The organism is Micromonospora sp. CPCC 206060, assembly GCF_036906895.1.
Lineage (GTDB): Bacteria > Actinomycetota > Actinomycetes > Mycobacteriales > Micromonosporaceae > Micromonospora.
The window spans coordinates 12,884-38,516 of sequence record NZ_JBAKHU010000008.1 but is presented as its reverse complement, the minus strand read 5'-3'; the positions used below and the strand labels follow the sequence as shown (position 1 = coordinate 38,516).

Genomic DNA, 25,633 nt, shown 5'->3' with positions numbered 1-25,633 from the left:
CTCCGATGTGACTACCACACCGACTGGGGTGGGCCCGGCCGGTCGGGCACGGACACCGGTGTCTCAGGTCCTGACCAGGACCCGCAGGTCGACCGGACGGCCGGGGTCGGCGCTGCCGTACCGCCACCCACCCGGCGATCGCGGATGGTCGGCCGGCTCCGGCCACGCCGGGAACCCGGCCCCGGCCAGCGGCTCCGCCATCGCCGTCGCCTGTGCCACGGACGCCACCGTCAGCCGCATGTCGATGATGTCCTGTTCCGGGAGCCGCCCCTGGGCGGTCGGCCCGACGTGGCTCAGCCCCTCCGCCACCGGCCCCAGGGTGTGCCGCAGCCGGGCGGCGAGCCGGGCGTACTGCGCCGGCCAGGTCGGATCGCCGGCACCACCGGTCAGCGGGAGGCCGGGTACCGGTCGGCGGGTCCGCAGGTTGTGCTCGTAGGGCACCAGGCGGTCGCGCCAGAGGTGGTCGACCGTATCGTGCAGCTCGGCGAGCCCGGCGTCGTTGCCCAGCACCACGTCCGCCGCCGCCCGCCGACGGATGTCGTCGGCCTGGGCACGGATCCGCTGTACCGCCTCGGTGGTACCCATCCCCCGGTCCCGGACCAGTCGCCCGATCCGGGTTGATTCCGTCGCCTCGACCACCAGCACCAGGTGGTAGGTCGGTGCGAGCCCCACCTCCACCAGCAGCGGCACGTCGTTGACCACCACCGCGTCAGCCGGGGCGGCACCGGTAAGCTGGACCGTCCGGGCGCGGACCCGGGGGTGGACGATCCTCTCCAGTCGCCGTCGGGCCGCCTCGTCACCGAAGACCAGTGCGCCCAGGGCCGGCCGGTCCAGGCTGCCGTCCGGGGCGACCACGCTGCTGCCGAACGCGGCGACGATCTCCGCCAGCCCCTCGGTGCCGGGCGCCACCACCTCCCGGGCCAGCCGGTCCGAGTCGATGACCACCGCCCCGAGCCCGGCGAGCCGGCTCGCCACGACACTCTTGCCCGAACCGATCCCGCCCGTCAGTCCCACCCTCAGCACCACACCAGTCAACCGGACCCGTCCGGCCACCCGCATCCGCCCCCCACCCCACCGTCCGGCTGGCGCCGGGCACCTCGATGGTCAGCCGGCCACCGGTCGCCTCGACCGCTGGGTAGGGACGTACCCCGCCGGGCGGCGACAGCACCGGGCACCGGCCGGTAGCCGGGGGCGGAACGGGACGGGCCCCGTCCCGCGACCGGATGAACCGGTCGCGGGACGGGGCCCGGGTGGTGCCTGCTGTTACTTGCCGCCGGCCAGCTTCTCGCGCAGCGCGGCCAGCGCCTCGTCGGTGGCCAGGGTGCCGGCCGGCTCCTCGGCCTGACGCGACGGGGCCGGGGTGGTCGAGGTCGCCCCACCGGTACCGGCCGGAGCCGCCGGCGGGTTGGCAGCGGCCTCGGCCTCGGCGGCCCGGGAGGACTGCACCTGCTTGGTGTGCGCCTCCCACCGCTGACGGGCCTCGGCGTACTGCTGCTCCCACGCCTCGCGCTGCTTCTCGTAGCCCTCGAGCCACTCCCCGGTTTCCGGGTCGAAGCCCTCCGGGTAGATGTAGTTACCCTCGGCGTCGTAGGTCGCGGCCATGCCGTAGAGGGTCGGGTCGAAGTGCTCCTCGCCCTCGACGAAGCCCTCGTTGGCCTGCTTGAGCGAGAGCGAGATCCGCCGCCGCTCCAGGTCGATGTCGATGACCTTGACCATGACGTCCGAGCCGACCTGGACGACCTGCTCCGGGATCTCCACGTGGCGCTCGGCCAGCTCGGAGATGTGCACCAGACCCTCGATGCCGTCGTCGACACGGACGAACGCACCGAACGGCACCAGCTTGGTGACCTTACCGGGCACGATCTGCTGGATCGCGTGGGTCCGGGCGAACTGCCGCCACGGGTCCTCCTGGGTCGCCTTCAGCGACAGCGAGACCCGCTCGCGGTCCAGATCGACGTCCAGGACCTCGACCTCGACCTCCTGGCCGACCTCGACAACCTCGGACGGGTGGTCGATGTGCTTCCAGGACAGCTCGGAGACGTGCACCAGACCGTCCACACCGCCGAGGTCGACGAACGCACCGAAGTTGACGATCGACGAGACGACGCCCTTGCGGACCTGGCCCTTCTGCAGCTTGTTGAGGAACTCGGTACGCACCTCGGACTGCGTCTGCTCCAGCCACGCCCGGCGGGACAGCACCACGTTGTTGCGGTTCTTGTCCAGCTCGATGATCTTGGCTTCGAGCTCCCGGCCGACGTACGGCTGCAGGTCCCGCACCCGGCGCATCTCGACCAGCGAGGCGGGCAGGAAGCCACGCAGCCCGATGTCGAGGATGAGGCCACCCTTGACCACCTCGATGACCGAACCGCGGACGACGCCGTCCTCGTCCTTGATCTTCTCGATGGTGCCCCACGCGCGCTCGTACTGCGCCCGCTTCTTCGAGAGGATCAGGCGACCCTCCTTGTCCTCCTTCTGGAGGACCAGGGCCTCGATGTGATCGCCGACCGTCACCACCTCGGCGGGGTCCACGTCGTGCTTGATCGACAACTCGCGCGAGGGGATGACACCCTCGGTCTTGTAGCCGATGTCGAGCAGGACCTCGTCCCGATCGACCTTGACGACGGTGCCTTCGACAATGTCGCCGTCGTTGAAGTACTTGATGGTCTCGTCGATCGCGGCGAGGAAAGCCTCCTCGGAACCGAGATCGTCGTGGGTGACCCGGGTGGCGCTCGAGGAGGCCTCGATGCTGCTCGTCATGTGGGCGGTTGCTCCGGTCGGATGGTGTGTCACAGCAGGCGTCGCGCAGTGACCTTTTCGCGCCAGCGGATCCGCCGTCGGGCGCACCGGACGATCACCCGCACCGGCTCGACGCCGGCGGCGAGATCGTAAGGTGGCTCCGTCGACCGCGGGCCTGCTCCCTGCCGAGGCACGCTATCCGCGAGCGCATCGAACAGCCTACCGTGCGCATTACCACAGCGTGCAAGCCCTCCCGGCGGTTCGGCCGCTGGTCAACGTGCGTAACCCGCGAAATCACCCAGTATCCCGCAAAGATGTCTGCTCGGTCACACCCGTGCCCGCCGCCCGGGTGCCCCGACCAGGGGCCTAGCGTGGCGGGGTGCAGAACGACGAACCCACCGTCACCCGCCGGCCGGTCGACGACGCCGACGCCCGCCGGGCCAGTCGCCGCTGGTGGGACTCCGACGCCGACGACTACCAGGCCACGCACGGCGGCTTCCTGGGCGAGGTGGACTTCGTCTGGTGCCCGGAGGGGCTGCGCGAGGCCGACGCGGGGTTGCTCGGCGAGGTACGCGGGCAACGCGTCCTGGAACTCGGCTGCGGGGCCGCCGCCGCCGCGCGCTGGCTGGCCACCCGGGGGGCCCGGCCGGTCGCCCTGGACCTCTCCGCCGGGATGCTGCGACACGCCGCCACGGCGGCGCGGCTGTCCGGGGTACGCGTGCCGCTGGTCCAGGCCGACGCGCTGGCCCTGCCCTTCACCGATGCGGCCTTCGACACCGCCTGTACCGCGTTCGGCGCGATCCCCTTCGTCGCCGACTCGGCGGCGGTGATGCGGGAGGTCCACCGGGTGCTGCGCCCCGGCGGTCGCTGGGTCTTCTCGGTGACCCACCCGATGCGCTGGGTCTTCCCCGACGATCCCGGTGAGGCGGGGCTGGTGGCGGTCAACTCCTACTTCGACCGGCGTCCGTACGTCGAGCAGGATGCCACCGGCATGCCCAGCTACGTCGAGCAGCACCGCACCCTCGGTGACCGGGTCCGGGAGCTGGTCGGCGCCGGGTTCCGCCTGGTCGACCTGGTGGAACCGGAGTGGCCGGAGGGGCACGAGGAGATCTGGGGGCAGTGGAGCCCGCTGCGCGGCCGGCTCTTCCCCGGTACCGCGATCTTCGTGGCGGAGAAGCCGGCCGGCTGACCGCGGGTCGCCGCCCGTCGCACCCGTTGTGCGCCGCGCGGTGGCGGTTGCGGGCGTACCCTGACGCAGGTGAGCGCTGAGCCGATCCCAAGGTCTCTCGGTTCTGGTTCCAGGTCCACCGGGCTGTGGCAACCGGACCCGGCACGGCAGCAGCGGGCCGACTACACGGTCGAGGACCTGCTGCATCTGCCACACGACGTCCCCCGTGTCGAACTCGTCGACGGAGTCATCCAGGTGACACCCTCCCCCACCCTGGGCCACCAGAGTGTTTCCTTCCTCCTCACCCGCTGGCTGGTCCAGCACGCACCGGCCGGACTGCGGGCCGCCCAGGCGGTCGGGGTCGCACTCTCCGCCAACTCCAGCCGGCAACCGGACGTGCTGCTGCACCGCGCCGGGGTGGCGATGGACCGCGCCTACCTGTCCCCCGGGGACGTGGTGCTCGCCGTGGAGATCGTCTCGCCCGGGACCCGGCGCACCGACCGGTTCACCAAGCCCGGCGAGTACGCCGCCGCCGGCATCCCGTACTACTGGCGGATCGAGCTGGACCCGGTGCACGTGTACGCGTACCGGCTCGGCCAGCAGATCGGCCCGAGCGGTGACCGGCAGTACGAGCTGATCACCGACAGTGCGGAACTGATCGAGCTGACCGAGCCGTTCGAGACCAAACTGGCGATCGAAGAGATCACCCCCTGACCCGGGGCCCGGTGGCCGCGACCCGGGTTGGCGGCATACCGGGCCCGTTTCGGCGCCCCGGGGCCGGGTAGCCAGCGGTCATGGCCGAGCAACGGACGTTCCGCCCGGGCGACCGGGTCTCCTGGGCCAGTCACAGCGGTCGCGCGCACGGCGTGGTCAAGGAGAAACTCACCGAGCGGACCCATGTCCGCGGGCATCCCGTCGACGCGTCGATGGAGCACCCGCAGTACCGGATCCGCAACGACGACTCGGGCCGGGATGTCGCCCACAAGCCGGAGGCGCTGCGCCATGAGCAGGGATGACCGCGCCGGCCGGGGCGACGAGGGCCGCGACACCTACCGGGAGTTCACCGACGCGGTGAACATGAAACCCGGTGAACTGTCGTCCTGGCTGGAGACCGAGGAGTCCAAGACGGTCGGCTGGCACAAGGGCGGCCGGACCGGCGGCGGCGAGTCGGTCGGGCACGAGTCCGGCCGGAGGATCATCGGATTGCTGCGCCGCAAGCGCAACGAACTGTCCGAGGCCGACTACAAGCACATGCGCAAGGTGGTCGGGTACGTGCGCCGGCACATGGCCCAGCGCCCGAGCGGCGACGTGCGGGACACGAAGTGGCGCTGGTCGCTGATGAACTGGGGGCACGACCCGCTGAAACGCTGACCCGGGTGGGCCGGGGCAGGCCGGGGCGGCCCGCACCGCCACACCCGGCCAGCCGGGCAGCGCACGGGTCAGTGGTCGGCGCTGTGCCAGTCGCGGCCCTCGCCGACCGAGACCTCCAGCGGCACCGACAGCGGGTACGCCCCACCCATCTCCCGCCGGACCAGTGCCTCCAGCGCCGCCCGCTCATCCGGGGCGACCTCGAAGACCAGCTCGTCGTGGACCTGGAGCAGCATCCGGGAGCGCAGCCCGGCGTCGCGCAGCGCCGTGTCCACGTGCAGCATGGCCAGCTTGATGATGTCCGCCGCCGAGCCCTGGATGGGGGCGTTGAGCGCCATCCGCTCGGCCATCTCCCGACGCTGCCGGTTGTCGCTGACCAGGTCGGGCAGGTAACGGCGGCGGCCCAGGATGGTGGAGGTGTAACCGTCCTGCCGGGCCCGGTCGACCACCTCGCGCAGGTAGTCGCGCACCCCGCCGAAGCGGGAGAAGTACTCCTCCATCAATGCGCGCGCCTCCTCGGCGCTGATGCCGAGCTGCTGGGAGAGCCCGAATGCGCTCAGTCCGTACGCCAGGCCGTAGTTCATCGCCTTGATCTTGCGGCGCTGGTCGGCGGTCACCTCGTCGAGCGGCACGGTGAAGACCGACGAGGCGGTGGCGGCGTGGAAGTCGGCCCCCGAGTTGAACGCCTCGATCAGGGCGTCGTCCGACGACAGGTGCGCCATGATCCGCATCTCGATCTGGCTGTAGTCGGCGGTGAGCAGGCACTCGTAGCCGTCGCCGACCACGAACGCCCGGCGGATCCGCCGCCCCTCCTCGGTACGGATCGGGATGTTCTGCAGGTTGGGGTCGGTCGATGAGAGCCGCCCGGTGGCCGCCACCGTCTGGTTGAAGGTGGTGTGGATCCGGCCGTCGTCGGCGACCGACTTGAGCAGGCCGTCGACGGTCGACTTGAGCTTGGCCACGTCCCGGTGGCGCAGCAGGTGCGCCAGGACCGGGTGCGGGTTCTGCGCGTGGAGCCACTGCAACGCGTCGGCGTCGGTGGTGTACCCGGTCTTGATCTTCTTGGTCTTGGGCAGGCCCAGCTCGGTGAAGAGGATCTCCTGGAGCTGCTTGGGCGAGCCGAGGTTGAACTCCCGCCCGACCACCTCGTACGCCGCCTGTGCCGCCGCCTTCACCTCGGCGGCGAAGTGCGCCTCCAGCTCGGAGAGGTAGTCGTTGTCGGCGGCGATGCCCACCCGCTCCATGCCCGCGAGGACCCGCACCAGCGGCAACTCCACCCCGGCCATCAGCTTGGCGGACTGCTCGCCGTCGCGGGACAGCTCGGCGTCGATCGCGTCGGCCAGGTCCAGGGTGGCCCGGGCGCGGAGCATCAGATTCTGCTCGGCCTCACCGTCGTTGCCCAGCCCGTCCAGGGTGAGCTGGCCGTTGTCCGGGGTGTCGACCCGAAGCTCCCGGTGCAGGTAGCGCAGGGCCAGGTCGGTCAGGTCGTAGGAACGCTGGTCGGGACGGGCCAGGTAGGCGGCGATCGCGGTGTCCCGCACCACCCCGGCCAGGGACCAGCCGTGCGCGGCGAAGGCCAGCAGCGCCGGCTTGCTGTCGTGCAGCACCTTGGGCCGGTCGTCGGCGGCCAGCCACGCCCCGACGGCCGCGTCGTCGGCCGGGTCGAGCCGCGTCGGATCGAACCAGGCCGCCGCCCCGGCGGCGGTGGCCAGGGCCAGGCCGGTAAGGGCGCCGCCGCCCCGGCCGAAGGTGCCGGCGACCGCGACCCCGACCGGGGTACCCGCCGGCGTGTGACCGGCCAGCCAGGCGGCCACCGCGCCGGGCTCGGTGAGCACCGCACCGGCCAGGTCGAACCCGGCCTCGGCCTCCGGCTCGACGGCGTCGAGGTACTGGTAGAGCCGGTCCCGCAGGATCCGGAACTGGAGGGTGTCGAAGACCTGGTGCACCGCCTCCCGGTCCCAGCCGGCCCAGCGGGCGTCCTCAGGTCGCAGTGGCAGGTCGAGGTCGGAGACCAGGCAGTTGATGTCGTAGTTGCGGATCACGTCGGCGAGCCGCTCGCGCAGGCTCTCCCCGGCCTTGCCCTTGATCTCGTCGGCCCGGGCGATGACACCCTCCACCCCGCCGTACAGGTTGATCCACTTGGCGGCGGTCTTCGGCCCGACCCCGGGCACCCCGGGCAGGTTGTCGCTGGTCTCCCCGACCAGGGCGGCCAGGTCACGGTAACGCTCCGGCGGGACGCCGTACTTCTCGGTGACCGCTGCCGGGTCCATCCGGGCCAGGTCGGAGACGCCCTTGCGGGGGTAGAGCACGGTGACCCGGTCGCCGACGAGTTGCAGGGCGTCCCGGTCGCCGGTGCTGATCAGCACGTCCATGCCCTGGTCACGCCCCTGGCAGGCGAGGGTGGCGAGCACGTCGTCGGCTTCGTAGCCCTCCTTCTCCACCACCGGGATACGCAGCGCCGCGAGCACCTCCTTGACCAGGCTCACCTGACCGGCGAAGTCGGCCGGGGTCTCCGACCGGCCGGCCTTGTACTCGGCGTACTTCTCGGTGCGGAAGGAACGGCGGGAGACGTCGAACGCCACCACGATGTGCGTGGGCTGCTCGTCGCGGAGCACGTTGATCAGCATCGAGGTGAAGCCGTAGACCGCGTTTGTCGGCTGCCCGGTCGTGGTGGAGAAGTTCTCCACCGGGAGGGCGAAGAACGCCCGGTAGGCCAGCGAGTGGCCGTCGACAAGGAGCAGGCGGGGGGTCGAAGCTGTCACAGCAGGTGACTCTAGCCGGCCGCTGTGACAGCTTCGGACACCGGCACGTCCGGCGGTGCGGCCCCACGCCGCCGCACCGCCGGTCCGGTCAGAGCACCTTGGCCAGGAACGCCTTCGTCCGGTCGTGCTGCGGGTTGGCGATGACCTCCCGGGGTGCCCCGGACTCGACGACCACGCCCCCGTCCATGAAGACCAGCGAGTCGCCGACCTCGCGGGCGAAGCCGATCTCGTGGGTCACCACGATCATGGTCATCCCGTCGCGGGCCAGGTCCTTCATCACGTCGAGGACCTCACCGACCAACTCCGGGTCGAGTGCGCTGGTCGGCTCGTCGAAGAGCATCAACTTCGGCTGCATGGCCAACGCCCGGGCGATCGCCACCCGCTGCTGCTGACCGCCGGAGAGCTGCCCCGGGTACGCGCCGAGCCGGTCGCCCAGCCCGACCCGCTCCAGCAGCGCCGCCGCCCGCTCCCGGACGACGCTCCTCTTCTCCCCGCGTACCCGCAGTGGCGCCTCCATCACGTTGGCCAGTGCGGTCATGTGCGGGAAGAGATTGAACCGCTGGAACACCATGCCGATCGAGCGGCGCTGCGCGGCCACCTCCGACTCGCGCAGCTCGTGCAGTTTCCCGCCGCGCTCCCGGTAGCCGATCAGCTCGCCGTCCACCCGGATCCGACCGGCGTTGATCTTCTCCAGGTGGTTGATGCAGCGCAGGAAGGTCGACTTACCCGAGCCGGAGGGGCCCAGCAGGCAGCAGACCTCGCCAGCGCGGACCTGAAGGTCGATGCCCTTGAGTACCTCCAGCGACCCGAAGGACTTGTGCACCTGCTCGGCCCGGACCATCACGTCCTGCTCCCCCGCCGGACCCGTATCCGTCACCGCTGGACCGCCTCTCCGGTCGTCCCGCCGGCCTCGGCGGCCAGCCCGCGCAGCTTCACCCGGGCCTGCCCGGCCCGGCCGTGCCCCCGGGAGAAGTGCCGCTCCAGGTAGTACTGCCCGACCAGCAGCACGCTGGTCAGCAGCAGGTACCACAGGCAGGCGGCGACGAGCATCGGAAAGACCTGGAAGGTCCGGTTGCCCACCGCCTTGAGCTGGAAGAACAGCTCGGTGGAGACCGGCACGAAGGCCACCAGCGAGGTGTCCTTGAGCATCGCGATGGTCTCGTTGCCGGTCGGCGGGATGATCACCCGCATGGCCTGCGGCAGCACGATGCGGCGCAGGATCTGGCCGCGCTTCATGCCCAACGCCTGGGCCGCTTCGGTCTGCCCCTCGTCGACCGACTGGATGCCGGCCCGGACGATCTCGGCCATGTACGCCGCCTCGGAGAGCCCCAGGGCGAGCAGGCCGGCGACGAAGCCGGTCAGGATGTCCACGGCGCTGAACCCGAACAGCCGCGCCTCGAAGTCCTGGATGCCGAAGAGCGCACCGATCTGCCGGTCGAAGGGCAGCCCGACCTCGATCCGCGACCAGAGGATGCCGAGGTTGCCGAAGAGGATCGCCAGCACCAGCCGGGGCACCGCCCGGAAGAACCAGGTGTAGGCCCAGGCAACCCCGCGCAGGATCGGGTTGTCGGACAACCGCATGACCGCGATGACCACGCCGAGCCCGACGCCGATCAGCATGGCCAGCAGGGTCAGCGCGATGGTGCCGCGCAGTCCTTCAATGATCGGCGGACGGAACATCTCGTCGACCATGAACGACCAGTTGAAGGCCCGGTTGGTGACCAGCAGGTGGACGAACATGGCGACCAGCACGCCGATCACCCCGACGGCGACCCAGCGTCCGGGATGCCGGACGGGCACGGCCTTGATGGGTTCCGGCCGTGCCCGCTCCGATTGTGTCTCCAGTGACATGGTTACGGGTTGAGCGCCGGGTTGTCGATGCCGCCGGCCTCGACGCCCCACTTGCTCAGCGCCGCCTTGTACGAGCCGTCGGTGATCACGGCCTGCACGGCCTCCCGGACCGCCTCGGCGAACGCCGTCTGGTCCTTCTTCACCACGTACCCGTACGGCGCCGACTCGTAGATGTCACCGAGCAGTTCCAACTGGCCGTTGGTCTGCTTCACCGCGTACGCCCCGACCGGCGAGTCGGCCAGCATGGCGTCGTTCTTGCCGCTGACCACCGCAGCGGTCGCGTCGCTCTGCGCCTGGTACTGGTCGATGGTGATCGCCGGCTTGCCCGCGTCGGTGCACTTCTTCGACCGGGCGGTGATGTCGTCGAACTGCACCGTGCCGGTCTGCACCGCGATCTTCTTACCGCAGGCGTCGTCCGGGCTGACCTTGTTCGGGTTGCCCGACTTCGTCGCCCACTGGGTGCCGGCGGAGAAGTAGCTGACCATGTTGACGCTCTTCTTGCGCTCCTCGTTGATGGTGAACGACGAGACGCCGACCTCGTACTTGCCCGAGTCGACACCCGGCAGGATCGCGTCGAACGGCGCCGACTCGAACTCCGCCTTCAGCCCGAGCTTCGCCGCGACCGCGTTGAACAGGTCGATGTCGAAGCCGACCACCGTCTTGCCGTCGGCGTCGAGGAACTCGGCCGGCGCGTACGTCGAGTCCGTGCCGACCTTGATCACACCGTCGGCCTTGATCGCGTCCGGCACCTTCGCGGCCAGCGCCGCGTCGGCCGCGCCGGTCGCCGAGGGGCCCGCCCCGGGCTGCTCGGTGCTCTCCTTCTCGCCGCACGCGGCGAGGGAGAGGGCGAGCAGTGCGGCACCGGCCGCACCGACCACGGCCCGCCGGCTGCTGTTGCTGATGAACATGTGACGACTCCTTAGAACAGGGGTGGATCCGGTCAGGCCACGCCGAGGTACGCCTCTTTGACCGCCGGGTCGTGCAGCAGCTCCGCGCCGGTCCCGCTCTTGACGATCCGACCGGTCTCCAGCACGTACGCGCGGTGCGCCCGGGCCAGCGCCTGCTGGGCGTTCTGCTCCACCAGCAGGACCGTGGTGCCCTGCTCGTTGATCTCCGTGATGATCTGGAAGATCTGCTGGATCAGCATCGGCGCCAGACCCATCGACGGCTCGTCGAGCAGCAGCAGCTTCGGCCGGCTCATCAGCGCCCGCCCGACGGCGAGCATCTGCTGCTCACCGCCGGAGAGGGTGCCGCCGGGCTGCTTGCGCCGCTCGGCCAGCCGGGGGAACAGCTCCAGCACCCGGGCCAGGTCCTTGGCCACCTCGGCACGGTCCCGTCGGGTGTAGGCACCCATGTCCAGGTTCTCCAGCACCGTCATACCGGGGAAGATCCCCCGGCCCTCCGGCGCCTGGCACAGCCCCCGGCGGACCCGCAGGTCGGCCCGGAGCTTGGAGATGTCCTCACCGTTGAACCGGATGCTGCCCGAGGCGATCGGCCGGATACCGGAGATCGCCCGCATGGTCGTCGACTTCCCGGCACCGTTGGCACCGATCAGCGCGACGATCTCCCCCTCACCGACGGTCAGGCTGATGCCGTGCAGCGCCTGGATCCGCCCGTAGAGCAGGCTGACATTGTCGATCTCAAGCAGCATCGTCCGGTACCCCCAGGTACGCCGCGATCACGCGGTGGTCCTCCCGCACCTCGGCGGGGAGCCCCTCGGCGATCTTCTTTCCGAACTCCAGCACCACGAGCCGGTCGGTAACCCCCATCACCAGGCGCATGTCGTGCTCGATCAGCAGCACGGTCACCCCCTGGTCCCGGACCTGCCGGATGAGCTGGAGCAGCTCCTCCTTCTCCGCCGGGTTGAAGCCGGCGGCCGGCTCGTCCAGGCAGAGCAGCACCGGGTCGGTGGCCAACGCCCGGGCGATCTCCAACCGCCGCTGCTCACCGTAGGAGAGGTTGCGCGCGGTCTCGTGCATCCGGTGCCGGATCCCGACGAACTCCAGCAGACGCTCGGCCTTCTCGATCCCGTCGCGCTCCTCGCGCCAGTGCCGGGGCAGCCGGAACAGCGCCGAGATCACGCTGGTCTTGTGGTGCGCGTCCGCGCCGACCTGGACGTTCTCCAGCGCGGTCATCTCCGGGAAGAGACGGATGTTCTGGAAGGTCCGGGCCATGCCCATCTGGGTGATCTGGTGCCGCTTCTTGCCGGTGATCCGCTGACCCCGGAACCGGATCTCACCCTCGGTGGGCTGGTAGATCCCGGTCATCGCGTTGAAGCAGGTGGTCTTGCCGGCACCGTTCGGTCCGATCAGACCCAGGATCTCCCCCTTGTAGAGGGTGAAGTCCACGTCGTTCAGCGCGACCACACCACCGAAACGCAGCGTGACGTGGTCCACCTCCAGCAACGGCTCCCGGCCCGCCGGCAGGTTCTCCGCCGCCGGGGCCGACGCCTGCGCCGGTACGGTCGGCTTCTGCTCGGTGTCACTCACCGACGGTCACCTCCTTGCGGCGGTCCTTGAACTCCGCCGCTCGTCGCCGGTTCGGGATCAGACCCTCCGGCCGGAAGATCATCATCAGCACGAGCACCAGACCGAAGAAGAGGAAGCGGTACTCGTACAGCTCGACGCCGAGCAACTCGATGCCCCGGAACCGCTCGATCATGTACGCCACCAGGCCGCCACCGACGATCGCCCCGACGATGTTGCCGGAACCACCGAAGATCACCGCAGCCAGGATGATGATCGAGTTGAGCAGTTCGAAGTTCTGCGAGTTGACGAAGTTCTGCTTACCGGCGAAGAGCGCACCGGCCAGACCGGCGATCGCCGCACCCGCCGCGAACGCCCACAGCTTGAACTTGAACGTCGGCACGCCCATCAGCTGCGCGGCGTCCTCGTCCTCCCGGATCGACACCCAGGCCCGGCCCACCCGGCTGTTGGTCAGGTTCCGCACCCCGAGCACCACCAGGATGATCAGCGTCAGCACCAGCCAGTAGTACGGCCGGGCGTCGAGCACCCCGAAGAAAGGACGGCCGTCGGCGTACTTACCCGGCGGGTGCGGGATCTGATTGAAGCCCCGCTGCCCCTTCAGGAACTCCGAACTGACCGCGGCGATCCGGATCATCTCCGCGAAACCCAACGTCACGATCGCCAGGTAGTCACCCCGCAACCGCAGGGTGGGCGTACCGAGCATCACCCCGGAGACCATGGTCAGACCGATCGCCACCGGCACCACCAGCAGCCACGGCCAGAGCGTCTTCAGGTCACTACTCGGCGAGGTCAGCACCGCCACCGTGTACGCACCGACCGCGAAGAACCCGAAGTAGCCCAGGTCCAGCAGACCGGCGAACCCGACCACGATGTTCAGCCCCACCGCCAGCAGGACGTAGATCGAGACGGTGAAGAGCACCTGCGTGAAGTTCGAACCCGTGGTCGGGATCGGACCCAGGTACTGGTAGAAGCCCGGGTTGGGCAGGGCGTAGAAGAACGCGATCACCGCCGCCAGCGTGGCCCAGCGCACCCAACGCGGCGCACCCCGCCAACGTTCGCCGGCCGCCTGCCGGCTGTCGCGTACCTTGTCCACGATGCTCGTCATGCCCGCGCCCTCCCCAGTGACTCGCCGAGCAGACCGGTGGGACGGAACATCAGCAGCACCACCAGGACCGCGAACGCCGCCGCGTCCTTCCACTGGCTGCCGAACAGACCCGAGGCGTAGTTCTCCACCACACCCAGCAGCAGGCCACCCACCAAGGCGCCCCGCAGGTTGCCGATACCGCCGAGCACCGCAGCGGTGAACGCCTTCAACCCGAGCAGAAAACCGACGCTGTAGGTCAACGTGCCGATCCGCACGTCGTAGAGCAGACCCGCCACCCCGGCCATCGCCCCACCGGCGATGAAGACCATCAGGATGATGCGGTCCTTGTTCACACCCATCAGCGCGGCGGTGTTGGCGTCCTGGGCCACCGCCCGGATGCCCCGGCCGACCCGGCTGCGGTTGATGAAGACGTCCAACGCGATCATCATCACCAGCGCGGCGCCGATGGTGAGCAACTGCACCGAGTCGATCGGTACCCCGAAGATACTGAACAACGGCTTGGTGCTGACCAGGCTCGGCGCACCCTGCGGCAGCCGGCGGGTCCAGATACCGAACGCCTCGGAGATGACGATCGAGGCACCGATCGCCGTGATCAGGAACGCCAGCGGCGGGGCATTGCGCTTACGCAGCGGCCGGTAGGCCACCCGTTCGATCACCGTGGCGGTACCCGCCGACGCGATGGCGGCGACGAGCATCGCCACCAGCAGGTAGAACAGGATCGAACCGATCCCGGCGACCTGCGAATTCTGGTCGAGGCCAAATCCGTTCCACGTCCACAACGCGGCGAAGGCACCGGCGATGAAGACCTCGGAGTGGGCGAAGTTGATGAGTCTCAGCACGCCGTAGACCAGCGTGTAGCCAAGCGCGACCAGGGCGTAGATGGCGCCCTGCGTCAGGCCGGTCGTGGTGAGTTCCCCGAAATTGGAGAACAGTCCGTCGAAGTCCAAGGGAGGGATACTCCATCAGGTCTGGAAACAAATCGGGTGCAGCCGGGAGCGCGAGCTTCCCGGCCGCACCCGCGATCACATCTGAACCGCTGTAGCAGCAGCAGCCGTCAGGACTTCGGGACCTCCTGGTCCGGAACGACCTTGCCGCCCTGGACCTTGAACGCCCAGACCTTGACCTGCGCCGGGTCGAGCTCGCCGCCCTGGACGAACTTGTAGGACGCCGCGACACCCTCGCCGCTGTAGCCCTTCACGAACTCCAGCAGCGCCGGACGGGTGGTCTTGCCGGCCTTGATCCCGGCGAGCAGGATGTTCGCCGCGTCGTAGGCGGTGTCGCTGTAGGTACCCGGGTCGGTGCCGTTGAGCGCCTTGTACTCCTGGACGAAGGTGCCCCGCGCCTCAGCAGCCGGCGCGCACGGGCAGGTCAGGATGGTGCCCTCGGCAGCCGCCGCACCAGCGGAGGTGATGTACGCGGCGTCGTTGACACCGTCACCGGCGACCAGCGGCGCGGTGACCCCGGCAGCGGTGAGCTGCTTACGGATCAGACCGGCCTCCTGGTAGTAACCACCGTAGAAGACCGCCTGGGCGCCGGAGGCCTTGACCTTGGTCACCACGGCGGAGAACTCGGTCTGCTTGCCCTCGCCCTGGACCTTGTCCGAGCCAACGACCGCGGCACCGAGAACCTTCTTGACCTCGTCGGCCAGACCCGCGCCGTACGCGGACTGGTCGTCGATGACGTAGACCTTCTCGGCCTTCAGCACGTTCTTGATGTAGTTACCGGCCGCCGGGCCCTGGCTGAAGTCGTTGCCGACCGCCCGGAAGAAGGTCTTCCAACCCTGCTCGGCGAGGCTCGGACGGGTTGCGGAGGGGGTGATGGTGACCAGGCCGGCTTCGTTGAACAGCGGGCCGGCCGCCTCCGACTCACCCGAGTAGGCCGGGCCGACGATGCCGAGGATCTTGGTGTCGTCGATGGCCTTCTGGGCCAGACCAGGCGCCTGGTCCGGGCTGCCCTGCGAGTCCAGCGGGACCAGCTCGACCTTGCAGTCGGCGTTCTCCTTGTTGTACTTGTCGACCGCCAGCTTGACGCCGTTGTTCTCGTTGATACCCAGCGCGGCCGAGCTGCCGGTCAGCGCGCCGAAGAACGCGATCTTGTTGCCACAGGCGTCGCCACCGGACGCATCGCCGCCGTCACCGCTGGAGCACGCGGTGGCCCCACCGGCGACGAGCGCCATCATGGCCACGCCACCGAACACGCGTGCGAGCTTCTGCCTCAAGGCCGAACCCTCCTCCGTCCAATGGTCCGAACCACCCGCTGCCAATTGGCCATTGCGGGGCGGGCGAACCAGACCGTCGTCGCCGGTCTGGGGCCGGACGTTATCCCAATCACGGGGGGTGAGGAAGACCCGGAAGAGTGGGTTGACCGAACCGTTACACGCCGCAGTGGCTTGGAAACATCTGCTGTAAGAACCACAGTCCCAGCCACCTCTATGGGCCCCCGGAACACCATTCCAACGAGCCCCGCGGCGCTCAACCGGACTCCGCCGGCAACACCGCCCACCAGACACCGGACCGCCCGCCGTCATCGACGACGACCACCAGACGACCCGCGGAAACCGCCACCGCGACCGCCTTGTCACCCCCGGCCGGCACCGATGCACCCGGACCCGTCATTGGGCGCCAGGACCCACCGGTGTCCCCGGAGACCCAAAACGAGTGGCCCGCACCGTCGACCGTCACCGCGACCAACCGGCCGTCACCGGCCGCCAGTCCACTCACCGTCGGCACCACTGTCCCCGACGCGCTACCGAACCGGGCCGCCACCCGCCAACCCGCACCGTCCGGCCGCCAGGCCGCGAAACCCGTACCGGCCGGACCGACCGCCACCGGCGTCGTCCCCACCATGGTCACCCGCCGGGGCTGCCCCGGCTCGTCCGCGCCGGCCACCGGCACCCGCTGCCAGGCCCGACCGTCCGCCGAGGTCCAGACCAACGGCGACAAGGTGGTACGCCCCGGCACCAGCAGCCCGCCGACCGCCAGCCAGCCTGCGGGGGTGGCCACCACGTCGTACGCCGTCGTCCGTCCCCGGGCGTCCCCGGCCAACTCCGGCGCGCCCTCGATCAACTCGAACCGGACACCGTCCGTCGACACCCAGGCGGCGGCACCGTCCCGTCGGGCACCCACGATCAGCCACCCGGCCGTGCCACCCGCCACCCGGGCCACGTTCACCGCGTTCGGGCCGCCGTACAACTCGAACGGGGCGGCCATTTCCACCAGCCGCCCGCCGGCCAGATGCCAGTTACTGGTGCGGGGGTTACCGTGCGCCCCACCGTTCTTCGCGCCGAGCACCGCCAGCCGGTCGTCCCGGCAACCGGCGGCGTAGAGCACGTTCTGCTCGCCGTAGTAGGTCACCGGAGCCACCGGAACCGACGTCCAGGTGACGCCGTCCGGGCTCGTCCAGGCAGCCGGTCGGGTCTGGTCGGCACCGGCGTCCGAGCCGCCGACCACGTACCACCGGCCGGCGCAGGCGACCACGTCCCGTACCAGCAGCCGACCGGCCGGACCCGGCGGCGCCGGCAGCACCGCCGACTGCCAGGGCACCTCGACCGGTCGCGGTGGTGGCGGGCCGCCGGACTCCGCCCGGCACGCCACGCTCCCCAGCAGTACGACGACGACGCCGATGACCACCAGCACAGGCCGTGGAAGCATAGACCTGATCCTATAGATCAGGACGGGTCAGGGACCATCCCGACATGCCGGGCCCGCCACCGGCGGCGGGGCCGGCCCGCGCTCAGGACGCCGGCTGCTGCGCCGCCTCGCCGCCCGAGGTCTCGGCCAGGATCCGGTCGGCGACCTCCTTCATGGTCATCCGGTGGTCCATCGCGGTGCGCTGGATCCACTTGAAGGCCTGCGGCTCGGTCATGCCGTACGTGGTCATCAGCGCGCCCTTGGCCCGCTCCACCGCCTTGCGGATCTCCAGCCGGTCGGTCAGCCCGGCGACCTCGGCCTCCAGCGCGCTCAGCTCCGAGTAGCGGGACAGCGCGATCTCGATCGCCGGCACCAGGTCGCTCTTCTGGAACGGCTTCACCAGGAAGGCCATCGCACCGGCCGCCCGGGCCCGCTCCACCAGGTCCCGCTGACTGAACGCGGTGAGGATGATCACCGGCGCGATCCGGGCACCGGCGATCCGCTCGGCGGCAGCCAGGCCGTCCATGATCGGCATCTTGATGTCGAGGATGACCAGGTCCGGCTTCAGGTCCTCGGCGAGCCGGACCGCGGTTTCGCCGTCGGCGGCCTCACCTACCACCTCGTAGCCCTCTTCGGTGAGCATCTCGGCCAGGTCCAGCCGGATCAGCGCCTCGTCCTCGGCGATCAGTACCCGTCTACGCGCGGCATCCGTCTGCGTCTCGGCCACGAGCCCTACCCCCACCGTTTTCTGATCCCTGGACTGCTACCACCCATGTTCCCGCAGAAGCGTAGTCCGGTACAGTTGGGCCCACCGGCCGGGATGGTGGAACGGCATACACGGATGTCTCAAAAGCATCTGCCCGAAAGGGCTTGCGGGTTCGAATCCCGCTCCCGGCACAACTGTCGTACGTGTGTTCGATTATTGCGGGATGCATCCCGCTGAACTCCGGACGCGTGCGCGTCATCAGTACCTCGCCGGCAGCACCATCGCTGAGGTAGCGCGCCAGCACGGATTGCCCTACCCCACAGTGTGGCACTGGTGCCGTGATCGGCCACAACCGGCGGTCAATGGCACCGCACTACGGTGTTTCCGGTGCCGCCCTGGCCTGGACGGCCCCGAGGACCCGACGGCCTATGCCTATCTGCTCGGCCTCTATCTCGGCGACGGTCACCTGACCACCTCAGCACGGGTGCCTGTGCTGCGCATCGCGTGCAGCGACGCCTGGCCCGACCTGATCGATCTCTGCGAGGCGGCGATGCGCGCCACGCTCGCCGCCTCCGTGCAGCGCGTCCAACAGCCGGGCTGTGTGAGCGTGCAGAGCTACGGGACGCACTGGCCCTGCCTGCTGCCGCAGCACGGCCCTGGCAAGAAGCACGAGCGCCCCATCGTGCTCGCCGGCTGGCAGCGGCAGATCGTCGCCGCGCACCCGGGGCACTTCCTGCGCGGGCTCTTCCACTCCGACGGCGCGCGCTTCGCTAACCCGGTGCGCCGTAACCAGCGGATTTACGTCTACCCGCGGTACATGTTCAGCAACCGGTCGGCCGACATCATGCGGCTCTGCCAGTGGGCGCTGGACCTGCTCGGGATCGCCTGGCGGATGAATCGGCCGAACTCGCTGTCGGTGGCGCGGCGGGACGCGGTGGCGGCGTTGGACCGCCATGTCGGTCCGAAATCCTGACCGGCGGTGCGCCGGCCGGGCGGATCTCCCGGGCCGACCGGCGCACCGGTTCCGTCCGGCTGCCTGACCGCGCACGTGTGCGACCCCTCGGCTGCTGTGGGTTTGGGCCTGGTCCAGGGGTTGGCGGGTCGCCGTATCGTCGGGCCATGTCTGATCTTGATGCGGTTGTGCGGGGCCTGATGCGCGACGTCGGGTCCGCGCTGCGGCCGTTGGGCTTTCGCGGTTCGGGTGGGTTGTGGCGGCTGGTCACGACCGGGGGCGTCGCCGTGGTCGAGAAGCAGGGGTCGCGGGGTTCGACCTGGGACGCGAAGCTGTTCTACCTGAACACGGCCGTGGTGCCGACGGCGTGGTGGGAGTGGGAGAAGGGGTCCGCCGGCCGGATCGACAAGGCGGGCGGGGCCGACGGGATCCGCGTCCTCGAAGGCCGGGTGGAGTGCACCGATCCCGGCCATGCCGATAGCGGGTACGCCGACCGGTGGCGGGTGACGGCGGGCACCGACGTTGACCGGCTGCGCGCTGATCTTCTCGCTGGTGTGGCACGGTCGGCCGGCCGGTTGGTGGAGCTGCTGGCACCGGGCCGCTACCTCGATGAGCTGCTGGCCCTGCCGGACAAGCAGGTGGGTCACTGGCAGGCGCTGGTGGTGCTGCTCGCCGAGCGCGGACCGTCGGCGGATCTGGACGCCGCGTATGTCGGGCTGCGCGACGCCTTCGCCGACCGGCCGCGGGCGGCTGGACATGTCGAGCGGCTCATCGGCTGGGCGCAGGCCCGGGCCTCTGGCTGACCGGGCAGGGACCCCCGGGCCTGCACGTCGTCCCGAAGTCCTGACCCGGGGCCCGACGGTCGGAGGTCCCGTCCCGACCGTCGGACCTCCGGCGCCGTCAGCCGGTGACGCTGGCGAGCGCCTGGGCCAGGTCGTCGCAGAGGTCCTCGGGGTCCTCCAGGCCGACGGAGATCCGGAGCAGGGCCGCGGCGGGTTTTGCGTCGCCGGCCACCGGGCGGTGGGTAAGTGACGCGGGGTGCTGGATGAGGGTGTCCACCCCACCGAGGCTGACGGCGTGGGTGATGAGCCGGCAGGCTCCGGCCACGGCTTCGGCGGCCGGGGCTCCGCCGCGTAACTCGAAGGCGAGCAGGCTGCCGGTGCCGGACATCTGGCGGCCGACCAGGCCGTGCGGGTCGGTGCTGCCGGGATGGTGGACGGCGGTGACGGCGGGGTGGGCGGCGAGCCAGGCGGCGATCTTCTGGGCGCCGGCCTGTTGCGCGCGGACCCGGACGGGGAGGGTCTGGAGTCCCCGGTGCAGCAGGTAGCCGCCGAGCGGGTGGAGGATCGCACCGGTGAGGGCGCGGACCTGGCGTAGCCGGGTGGCCCAGGGTTCGTCGCAGGCCACGACTCCGGCGAGGACGTCGCCGTGTCCGCCGATGCTCTTGGTGGCGCTGTGCAGCACGAGGGCCGCTCCGTGCCGGGCGGGTTGCTGGAGGACGGGGGTGGCGACGGTGTTGTCGACCAGCAGGGGTACGTCGCCGGCGGCGGTGGCGAGGGCGGCGATGTCGACGAGGTCGAGCGTGGGGTTGGCGGGGGTCTCGACGATGACCAGTGCGGTGTCCGGGCGTACCGCGTGGGCGACCTGGTCGGCGTGGGCCCAGGTGACCTCGGTACCGAGGAGTCCGGTGGCGAGGACGTGGTCGGTGCCGCCGTAGAGGGGTCGGACGGCGACGATGTGCCGCTGCCCGTCGCGGGTGGCGGCGAGCAGGGTGGCGGTGAGGGCGGCCATGCCGCTGGCGAAGGCGACGGCGGCACCGGTGTGTTCGAGTTCGGCGAGGGCGGTCTCGAAGCGGGCGACCGTGGGGTTCCAGAGGCGCTGGTAGACGGGGGTGTGTCCGGGCGAGAGGGGGCCGCCGGTGGCGAGGAGTTCGTAGGCGTCGCCGCCGGCGTCGACCGAGGGCAGGGGGTTGGTGGTGGAGAGGTCGATCGGTGGCACGTGTACGCCGAGGGCGGCAAGGTCGTCGCGGCCGGCGTGCACGGCCCGGGTGTCGGCGGTGGCCATGGGCGAAGCGTCGAACATCAGGGCAACGCAAAGCAACCGATCCGCATATAATTCTGCACTTTCCCCGAACTTGTAATTTTGTTCGAGAAAGGCGGTGCTGCGTGCCTACCGCGCCGAATGATGTACGGCCCTTCGCCCAGCTCGACGAGACGGACCGGGCGATCCTGTCGGTCCTGGCGGCTGATGGCCGGATCCCGAACAATGCGCTGGCCGAGCGGGTGGGGGTGGCGCCGTCGACGTGTCTGGCCCGGGTGCGGGCGTTGCGGGAGAGCGGGGCGATCCGGGGATTCCACGCGGAGATCGATCCGGCGGCGCTGGGGGTGCCGTTGCAGGCACTGGTGTCGGTCCGGCTCGCCGCACACGCGCGGGACGCGGTGGACGCGTTCCGGGCCCGCTCGGTGCGGCTACCCGGGGTGGTGTCGGTGTTCCATGTGGCCGGCGCGGAGGATTACGTGCTGCATGTGCGGGCGGCGTCCGGGGACGCGCTGCGGGACTTCGTGCTGGATCACCTGGCGGTGGATCCGGTGGTGCAGCACACCCAGACGTCGTTGATCTTCGAGCAGGCCCGGGGCCGGGGCTGAGGCGTTGGGAAGCCCCGGGGCCGGGGCTGCGGCGTTGGGAAGCCCCGGGGCCGGGGCTGCGGCGTTGGGGAGGACCGGGGCCGCCCCCGGCGCTGTCCCGGCCGGGTGAGGTTCCCGACTGTCCGGCCGAATCGGAACAATCCCGCGCCCGGACGGGTTGACCAGGCGCGTGACCGACGTACCGCTCTCCGTTCTTGATCTTGCTCCGGTCGCGGCCGGCACCTCCGCCGGTGCGGCCCTGCGGCACACCACTGAGCTGGCCCGGCGGACCGAGGAGCTGGGCTTCCACCGGTTCTGGGTGGCCGAGCACCACAACATGCCGGCGATCGCCAGTTCCGCACCGGCGGTGCTGATCGCCCACCTGGCCGCGCACACCGCGACGATCCGACTGGGTTCGGGTGGGGTGATGCTGCCCAACCACGCGCCGCTGGTGGTGGCCGAGCAGTTCGGCACCCTGGCCGCCCTGCATCCGGGCCGGATCGACCTGGGTATCGGGCGGGCGCCCGGTACCGACCAGATGACCGCCCTGGCGCTGCGGCGCACCCGGCAGGGGCTCTCGGCGGAGGACTTCCCGCGCGAACTGGCGGACCTGATGAACTACTTCACCGGCACGGACCCGGGGCCGATCGTGGCCACCCCCGGTCGGGGCGACATGCCGGCGGTCTGGCTGCTCGGGTCCAGTGGTTTCAGTGCCCAGCTCGCCGGACTGCTCGGGCTGCCGTTCTCGTTCGCGCACCACTTCAGCGCGGCCAACACGCTGCCCGCGCTGGCGCTCTACCGGCAGCACTTCCGCCCGTCGGAGTGGCTGTCCGAGCCGTACGCGATGGTGGCGGTGAACGTGGTGTGCGCGGAGACCGACGAGCGGGCGGAGTGGCTGGCCGGGCCGGCGGGGTTGTCGTTCCTGAAGCTACGTGCGGGCCGGCCGGAGCCGCTGGTGTCACCGGAGGAGGCGGCGGCGTATCCGTACACCGACCTGGAGCGCGAGTTCGTGCTCCAACGGCGCCAGGGTCAGGCCATGGGGTCGCCGGAGACGGTGCACCGCCAGTTGACCGAACTGCGCGAGCGGACCGGGGCGGACGAGGTGATGCTCACCACGATGGTCTACGACATCGCCGACCGGGTGCGCTCGTTCGAGCTGGTCGCGGAGCGATTCGGGCTACCGACCGGGGCATGACGACGGCCGTCCGGGCGGCGAAACACCAGCTTCATACTGGCGACACCTGCCCGCCGTACACGGCCTCTAACGTTGTTTCCGGTGGTGGTACGACATCCGTCGGTCAGGGACGGGTCGCGGATGTCGCGGTGTGGTGCACCGGTCCGGTCGGGTGATTCACCGGACCGGACCGGTGCCATCTCTGGTTCCCGGTCTGCCCGGGCAGGGGTCAACGCGCCCGGGGCCGCCGGTTCACCGCAGGTAGATGTTCGGCGTGGGCGGGGTGGCCATGCCGTCGCCGATGTGGAAGCCCGGGTGCGGGGGCTGGTTGTAGGCGGTGTTCTGCCAGGCGATGGCGACCCGGTACTGCGGGTCGTGCAGCAGGGTGTGGATCCGGGTGCCGGTCGGCGTCGGGGTGGACTTGGTGCCGTTGTTGGCGGACACGCTGCTGCCGGTGAGCAGCCGGGTGTCGCCGCTGGTGCCGTACTTGCCGATCCGGGTACCGTCCAGCAGCTCACGGGTGGTGTCGCCGTCCCACCAGGCGAGGAAGTTCGCCGAGGACGGGGTCCGGCCGACCAACGAGCCGCCGGTGTTGAACAGGTTGGTCATGGTGGTGCCGGCGCCCCAGAACTCGGCACCCGCGCTGCCGGCGTCGATGTCACCGGCGACGCCCCGGCCCGGCCCCTCCGCCCCACCGTTGTTGGGTCGCTGCCAGATGACCTGCCCGGTCCGGGCGTCGTGCACGTCGGCGACGGAGAGGTTGTGGTTGCCCTGCCCGTACGCGGCACTGCTGCCGGAGTTGTTGGAGTCGAAGGTCCACCGCTTGGTCAGGGTGCCGTTGCGGAAGTCCCAGGCGGCGACGACCGCACGGGTGTAGTAGCCCCGCGCCATGATCAGTGACGGGCGTTCCCCGTCCAGGTAGGCGGTGGCGGCCAGGAACCGGTCCACCCGGTTGCCGTAGCTGTCGCCCCAGGAGGAGACGGTGCCCCGGGGCGGGTCGTAGTTGACGGTGGAGAGCACCGCGCCGCTCCGGCCGTCGAACATGGTCAGGTACTCCGGACCGGCCAGGATGTAGCCGGAGGAGTTGCGGTGGTCGGCCGAGGACGAGCCGATGGTCTGACCGGTACCGGACCGGGTGCCGTCGGCGGTCTTCATCGCCACCTCGGCGTCCCCGTCGCCGTCGTAGTCGTACACCTGGAACTGGGTGTAGTGCGCCCCGGCCCGGATGTTGCGACCCAGGTCGATCCGCCACAGCCGGGTACCGGTCAGCGTGTAGGCGTCGACGTAGACGTTGCCGGTGTACCCGCGAGGGGTACGCCGCAGCGGTGTCGACAACCGGCCGGACGGCCGGGATGACCTGGTGGTCCCCACGCACCGACGATGCTATGGCAAGCGCTTTCCGAGGGCAACGAAACCGGACGTTGCCGCATCGCCCTTGCCCGGCACCGGATTCCTTGATCGACTCATCACATGGCAGAGGCACCGCACATGGACCCGGACGAGTTCCGCCGCCACGGCCACGCGATGGTGGACTGGATCGCCGACTACTGGTCGACCGTCGCCCAACGGCCGATCACCTCGCAGGACCCGCCGGGCGCGGTCGCCGCCCGGTTGCCGCTCGCCGCGCCCGAGCGGGGCGAGGAGTTCCCGGCGATCCTCGCCGACCTGGACAAGGTGGTCGTCCCCGGCCTGACCCACTGGCAGCACCCGAACTTCTACGGGTACTTCCCCGCCAACGTCTCCGGCCCGAGCGTGCTGGCCGACCTGCTCAGTTCCGGCCTCGGCGTGCAGGGCATGCTCTGGGCGACCAGCCCGGCCTGCACCGAGGTGGAGACGGTGATGATGGACTGGCTGGCCGGTCTGCTCGACCTGCCGGAGCGGTTCCGTTCCACCGGTACGGGTGGCGGGGTGATCCAGGATTCCGCGTCCTCGGCGACCCTGGTCGCCACCCTGACGGCGCTGCACCGGGCCAGCGGCGGCGAGTGGCGGGCCAGCGGCGTCCAGCGCCGTTACCGGGCGTACACGTCCACCCAGGGGCACTCCTCCATCGAGAAGGCCGCCCGGATTGCCGGACTGGGCGCGGACGGCGTACGGCCGGTAGAGGTGGACCCGGAGACGTTCGGTATGCGGCCGGACGCGCTGCGGGCCGCGATCGAGGCGGACCTGGCCGCCGGGGACGTACCGGCGATCGTGGTGGCGACCATCGGCACCACCTCGACCACGGCGATCGACCCACTGCCGGAGATCGGGGCGATCTGCGCCGAGTACGGCATCTGGCTGCACGTCGACGCGGCCTTTGCCGGGGCCGCCGCGGTCTGCCCCGAGCTGCGCTGGACGCACGCCGGGTTGGAGTACGCGGACTCCTACTGCTTCGACCCGCACAAGTGGCTGCTCACCGGCTTCGACTGCGACGCGTTCTGGGTGGCCGACCGGGCGGGTCTGGTGGAGGCGCTGACCGTGATGCCGGAGTACCTGCGCAACGCGGCCACCGGATCAGGTGCGGTCATCGACTACCGGGACTGGCAGGTGTCTCTGGGACGGCGGTTCCGGGCGCTGAAGCTCTGGTTCGTGCTGCGCTGGTACGGCGCGGAGGGGCTGCGCGCGCACATCCGGTCCGGGGTCGCGCTGGCCGACCGGCTCGCCGGGCTGGTACGCGCCGACGACCGCTTCGAACTCGTCGCCCCGCACCCGTTCTCGCTGGTCTGCTTCCGGTTGCGGGCCGGCGACGAGCCGAGCACGGAGCTGCTGGAACGGGTGAACGCCACCGGTCGGGCCTATCTGACCCACACCCGGGTCGGTGGCCGGTACACGCTGCGGATGGCGATCGGCGCCCCGCAGACCACGGAGGCGCACGTGCTGCGGACCTGGCAGCTGATCAGCGAGACCGCGACCGCCCTGGTGGGTCAGGGTCCGACCGCCCCGGCCCATCCATAGTGCACCAGGGCGTCTGCCGCGGCCACGGCTGACGGTGGGCGCCCGGGTCGGTGGACGACCAGGGTCGGGACGCTGTCGAGCTGCTGGCGTCAACGGAGCAGCGCCCGGGCCGGCTCGGGCACCGGCGCCCCGACCAGG

Annotated in this window: 23 protein-coding genes, 1 tRNA gene and 1 pseudogene; 10 read left to right on the top strand and 15 right to left on the bottom strand. The window is 70.6% G+C overall.

The window, feature by feature from the left end:
• Nucleotides 1–63: 63 nt before the first annotated feature.
• Both coaE and rpsA read right to left on the bottom strand, forming a co-directional pair.
• Nucleotides 64–1,014 carry a dephospho-CoA kinase gene (gene coaE / locus V6U90_RS08980; protein ID WP_334433218.1) on the bottom strand — a complete coding sequence of 317 codons (951 nt, stop codon included), beginning with the start codon at nt 1,012–1,014 and terminating at the stop codon, nt 64–66.
• A 249-nt stretch (nt 1,015–1,263) separates the two neighbouring features.
• Entirely contained in the window at nt 1,264–2,757 is a 1,494-nt protein-coding gene (gene rpsA, locus V6U90_RS08975) for a 30S ribosomal protein S1 (protein WP_334433216.1), read from the bottom strand.
• 358 nt (nt 2,758–3,115) lie between these two features.
• Here rpsA and V6U90_RS08970 point away from each other — a divergent pair, with 358 nt between their 5' ends.
• From V6U90_RS08970 to V6U90_RS08955, 4 genes are all read left to right on the top strand, one after another.
• Complete coding sequence (locus tag V6U90_RS08970) at nt 3,116–3,925, top strand: class I SAM-dependent methyltransferase (protein ID WP_334433214.1); 810 nt, start codon at nt 3,116–3,118, stop codon at nt 3,923–3,925.
• Nucleotides 3,926–3,994: 69 nt separating this feature from the next.
• Entirely contained in the window at nt 3,995–4,618 is a 624-nt protein-coding gene (locus V6U90_RS08965; RefSeq protein WP_334433212.1) for a Uma2 family endonuclease, read from the top strand.
• Nucleotides 4,619–4,698: 80 nt separating this feature from the next.
• On the top strand, nt 4,699–4,920 hold the full coding sequence (locus tag V6U90_RS08960) for a DUF2945 domain-containing protein (protein WP_334433210.1): 222 nt from the start codon (nt 4,699–4,701) through the stop codon (nt 4,918–4,920).
• Nucleotides 4,907–5,275, top strand: coding sequence for a DUF3140 domain-containing protein (locus tag V6U90_RS08955; RefSeq protein WP_334433208.1), 369 nt, complete (start codon nt 4,907–4,909; stop codon nt 5,273–5,275). The genes V6U90_RS08960 and V6U90_RS08955 overlap by 14 nt, the downstream gene beginning before the upstream one ends.
• A 68-nt stretch (nt 5,276–5,343) precedes the next feature.
• Here V6U90_RS08955 and polA read toward each other — a convergent pair whose 3' ends face one another.
• The 11 genes from polA to V6U90_RS08900 all read right to left on the bottom strand — a co-directional run bounded on the left by polA (nt 5,344) and on the right by V6U90_RS08900 (nt 17,832).
• Nucleotides 5,344–8,034 (bottom strand): DNA polymerase I, encoded by a 2,691-nt coding sequence (gene polA, locus V6U90_RS08950; RefSeq protein WP_334433205.1) that lies wholly within the window; start codon nt 8,032–8,034, stop codon nt 5,344–5,346.
• Nucleotides 8,035–8,122: 88 nt separating this feature from the next.
• Entirely contained in the window at nt 8,123–8,875 is a 753-nt protein-coding gene (locus V6U90_RS08945; RefSeq protein WP_334433501.1) for an amino acid ABC transporter ATP-binding protein, read from the bottom strand.
• Nucleotides 8,876–8,907: 32 nt separating this feature from the next.
• The gene (locus V6U90_RS08940) at nt 8,908–9,885 is read right to left on the bottom strand and encodes an amino acid ABC transporter permease (protein ID WP_334433203.1); all 978 of its coding nucleotides are present in this window, start codon (nt 9,883–9,885) and stop codon (nt 8,908–8,910) included.
• 2 nt (nt 9,886–9,887) lie between these two features.
• Nucleotides 9,888–10,793, bottom strand: a complete 906-nt coding sequence (locus V6U90_RS08935) for an ABC transporter substrate-binding protein (RefSeq protein ID WP_334433200.1) — start codon at nt 10,791–10,793, stop codon at nt 9,888–9,890.
• A 32-nt stretch (nt 10,794–10,825) separates the two neighbouring features.
• Nucleotides 10,826–11,536 (bottom strand): ABC transporter ATP-binding protein, encoded by a 711-nt coding sequence (locus V6U90_RS08930; RefSeq protein ID WP_334433197.1) that lies wholly within the window; start codon nt 11,534–11,536, stop codon nt 10,826–10,828.
• Nucleotides 11,526–12,311 carry an ABC transporter ATP-binding protein gene (locus V6U90_RS08925; RefSeq protein WP_334433499.1) on the bottom strand — a complete coding sequence of 262 codons (786 nt, stop codon included), beginning with the start codon at nt 12,309–12,311 and terminating at the stop codon, nt 11,526–11,528. Before V6U90_RS08925 ends, V6U90_RS08930 begins: the two co-directional genes overlap by 11 nt.
• 55 nt (nt 12,312–12,366) lie before the next feature.
• Complete coding sequence (locus tag V6U90_RS08920) at nt 12,367–13,476, bottom strand: branched-chain amino acid ABC transporter permease (protein WP_334433194.1); 1,110 nt, start codon at nt 13,474–13,476, stop codon at nt 12,367–12,369.
• Entirely contained in the window at nt 13,473–14,423 is a 951-nt protein-coding gene (locus V6U90_RS08915) for a branched-chain amino acid ABC transporter permease (RefSeq protein ID WP_334433191.1), read from the bottom strand. The genes V6U90_RS08920 and V6U90_RS08915 overlap by 4 nt, the downstream gene beginning before the upstream one ends.
• 107 nt (nt 14,424–14,530) lie before the next feature.
• On the bottom strand, nt 14,531–15,694 hold the full coding sequence (locus V6U90_RS08910; RefSeq protein WP_334433188.1) for a branched-chain amino acid ABC transporter substrate-binding protein: 1,164 nt from the start codon (nt 15,692–15,694) through the stop codon (nt 14,531–14,533).
• A 253-nt stretch (nt 15,695–15,947) separates the two neighbouring features.
• Nucleotides 15,948–17,126 (bottom strand): hypothetical protein, encoded by a 1,179-nt coding sequence (locus V6U90_RS08905; RefSeq protein WP_334433185.1) that lies wholly within the window; start codon nt 17,124–17,126, stop codon nt 15,948–15,950.
• An 82-nt stretch (nt 17,127–17,208) separates the two neighbouring features.
• A complete protein-coding gene (locus tag V6U90_RS08900; protein WP_334433182.1) occupies nt 17,209–17,832 on the bottom strand; it encodes an ANTAR domain-containing response regulator in 624 nt (207 codons plus the stop codon).
• A gap of 87 nt (nt 17,833–17,919) precedes the next feature.
• Between V6U90_RS08900 and V6U90_RS08895 the strand changes: the two genes are divergently transcribed.
• From V6U90_RS08895 to V6U90_RS08885, 3 genes are all read left to right on the top strand, one after another.
• Nucleotides 17,920–18,002 (top strand) — tRNA-Leu (locus V6U90_RS08895).
• Between the two features lie 14 nt (nt 18,003–18,016).
• Entirely contained in the window at nt 18,017–18,784 is a 768-nt protein-coding gene (locus V6U90_RS08890) for a transcriptional regulator (RefSeq protein WP_334433179.1), read from the top strand.
• A 146-nt stretch (nt 18,785–18,930) separates the two neighbouring features.
• Nucleotides 18,931–19,566 carry a DUF4304 domain-containing protein gene (locus tag V6U90_RS08885; RefSeq protein WP_334433176.1) on the top strand — a complete coding sequence of 212 codons (636 nt, stop codon included), beginning with the start codon at nt 18,931–18,933 and terminating at the stop codon, nt 19,564–19,566.
• Between the two features lie 97 nt (nt 19,567–19,663).
• Here V6U90_RS08885 and V6U90_RS08880 read toward each other — a convergent pair whose 3' ends face one another.
• The gene (locus tag V6U90_RS08880) at nt 19,664–20,845 is read right to left on the bottom strand and encodes a trans-sulfuration enzyme family protein (protein ID WP_334433173.1); all 1,182 of its coding nucleotides are present in this window, start codon (nt 20,843–20,845) and stop codon (nt 19,664–19,666) included.
• 83 nt (nt 20,846–20,928) lie between these two features.
• Between V6U90_RS08880 and V6U90_RS08875 the strand changes: the two genes are divergently transcribed.
• Both V6U90_RS08875 and V6U90_RS08870 read left to right on the top strand, forming a co-directional pair.
• Nucleotides 20,929–21,408, top strand: coding sequence for an Lrp/AsnC family transcriptional regulator (locus V6U90_RS08875; protein WP_208817593.1), 480 nt, complete (start codon nt 20,929–20,931; stop codon nt 21,406–21,408).
• Between the two features lie 169 nt (nt 21,409–21,577).
• A complete protein-coding gene (locus V6U90_RS08870; RefSeq protein ID WP_334433167.1) occupies nt 21,578–22,582 on the top strand; it encodes an LLM class flavin-dependent oxidoreductase in 1,005 nt (334 codons plus the stop codon).
• A 231-nt stretch (nt 22,583–22,813) separates the two neighbouring features.
• On the opposite strand, the pseudogene V6U90_RS08865 reads toward V6U90_RS08870, so the two are convergent.
• A pseudogene (locus V6U90_RS08865) lies at nt 22,814–23,866 on the bottom strand (rhamnogalacturonan lyase family protein); the annotation flags it as partial.
• 165 nt (nt 23,867–24,031) lie between these two features.
• On the opposite strand from V6U90_RS08865, the gene V6U90_RS08860 reads away from it, so the two are divergent.
• Nucleotides 24,032–25,495, top strand: a complete 1,464-nt coding sequence (locus V6U90_RS08860; RefSeq protein WP_334433164.1) for a pyridoxal-dependent decarboxylase — start codon at nt 24,032–24,034, stop codon at nt 25,493–25,495.
• The last annotated feature ends 138 nt before the right edge of the window (nt 25,496–25,633 follow it).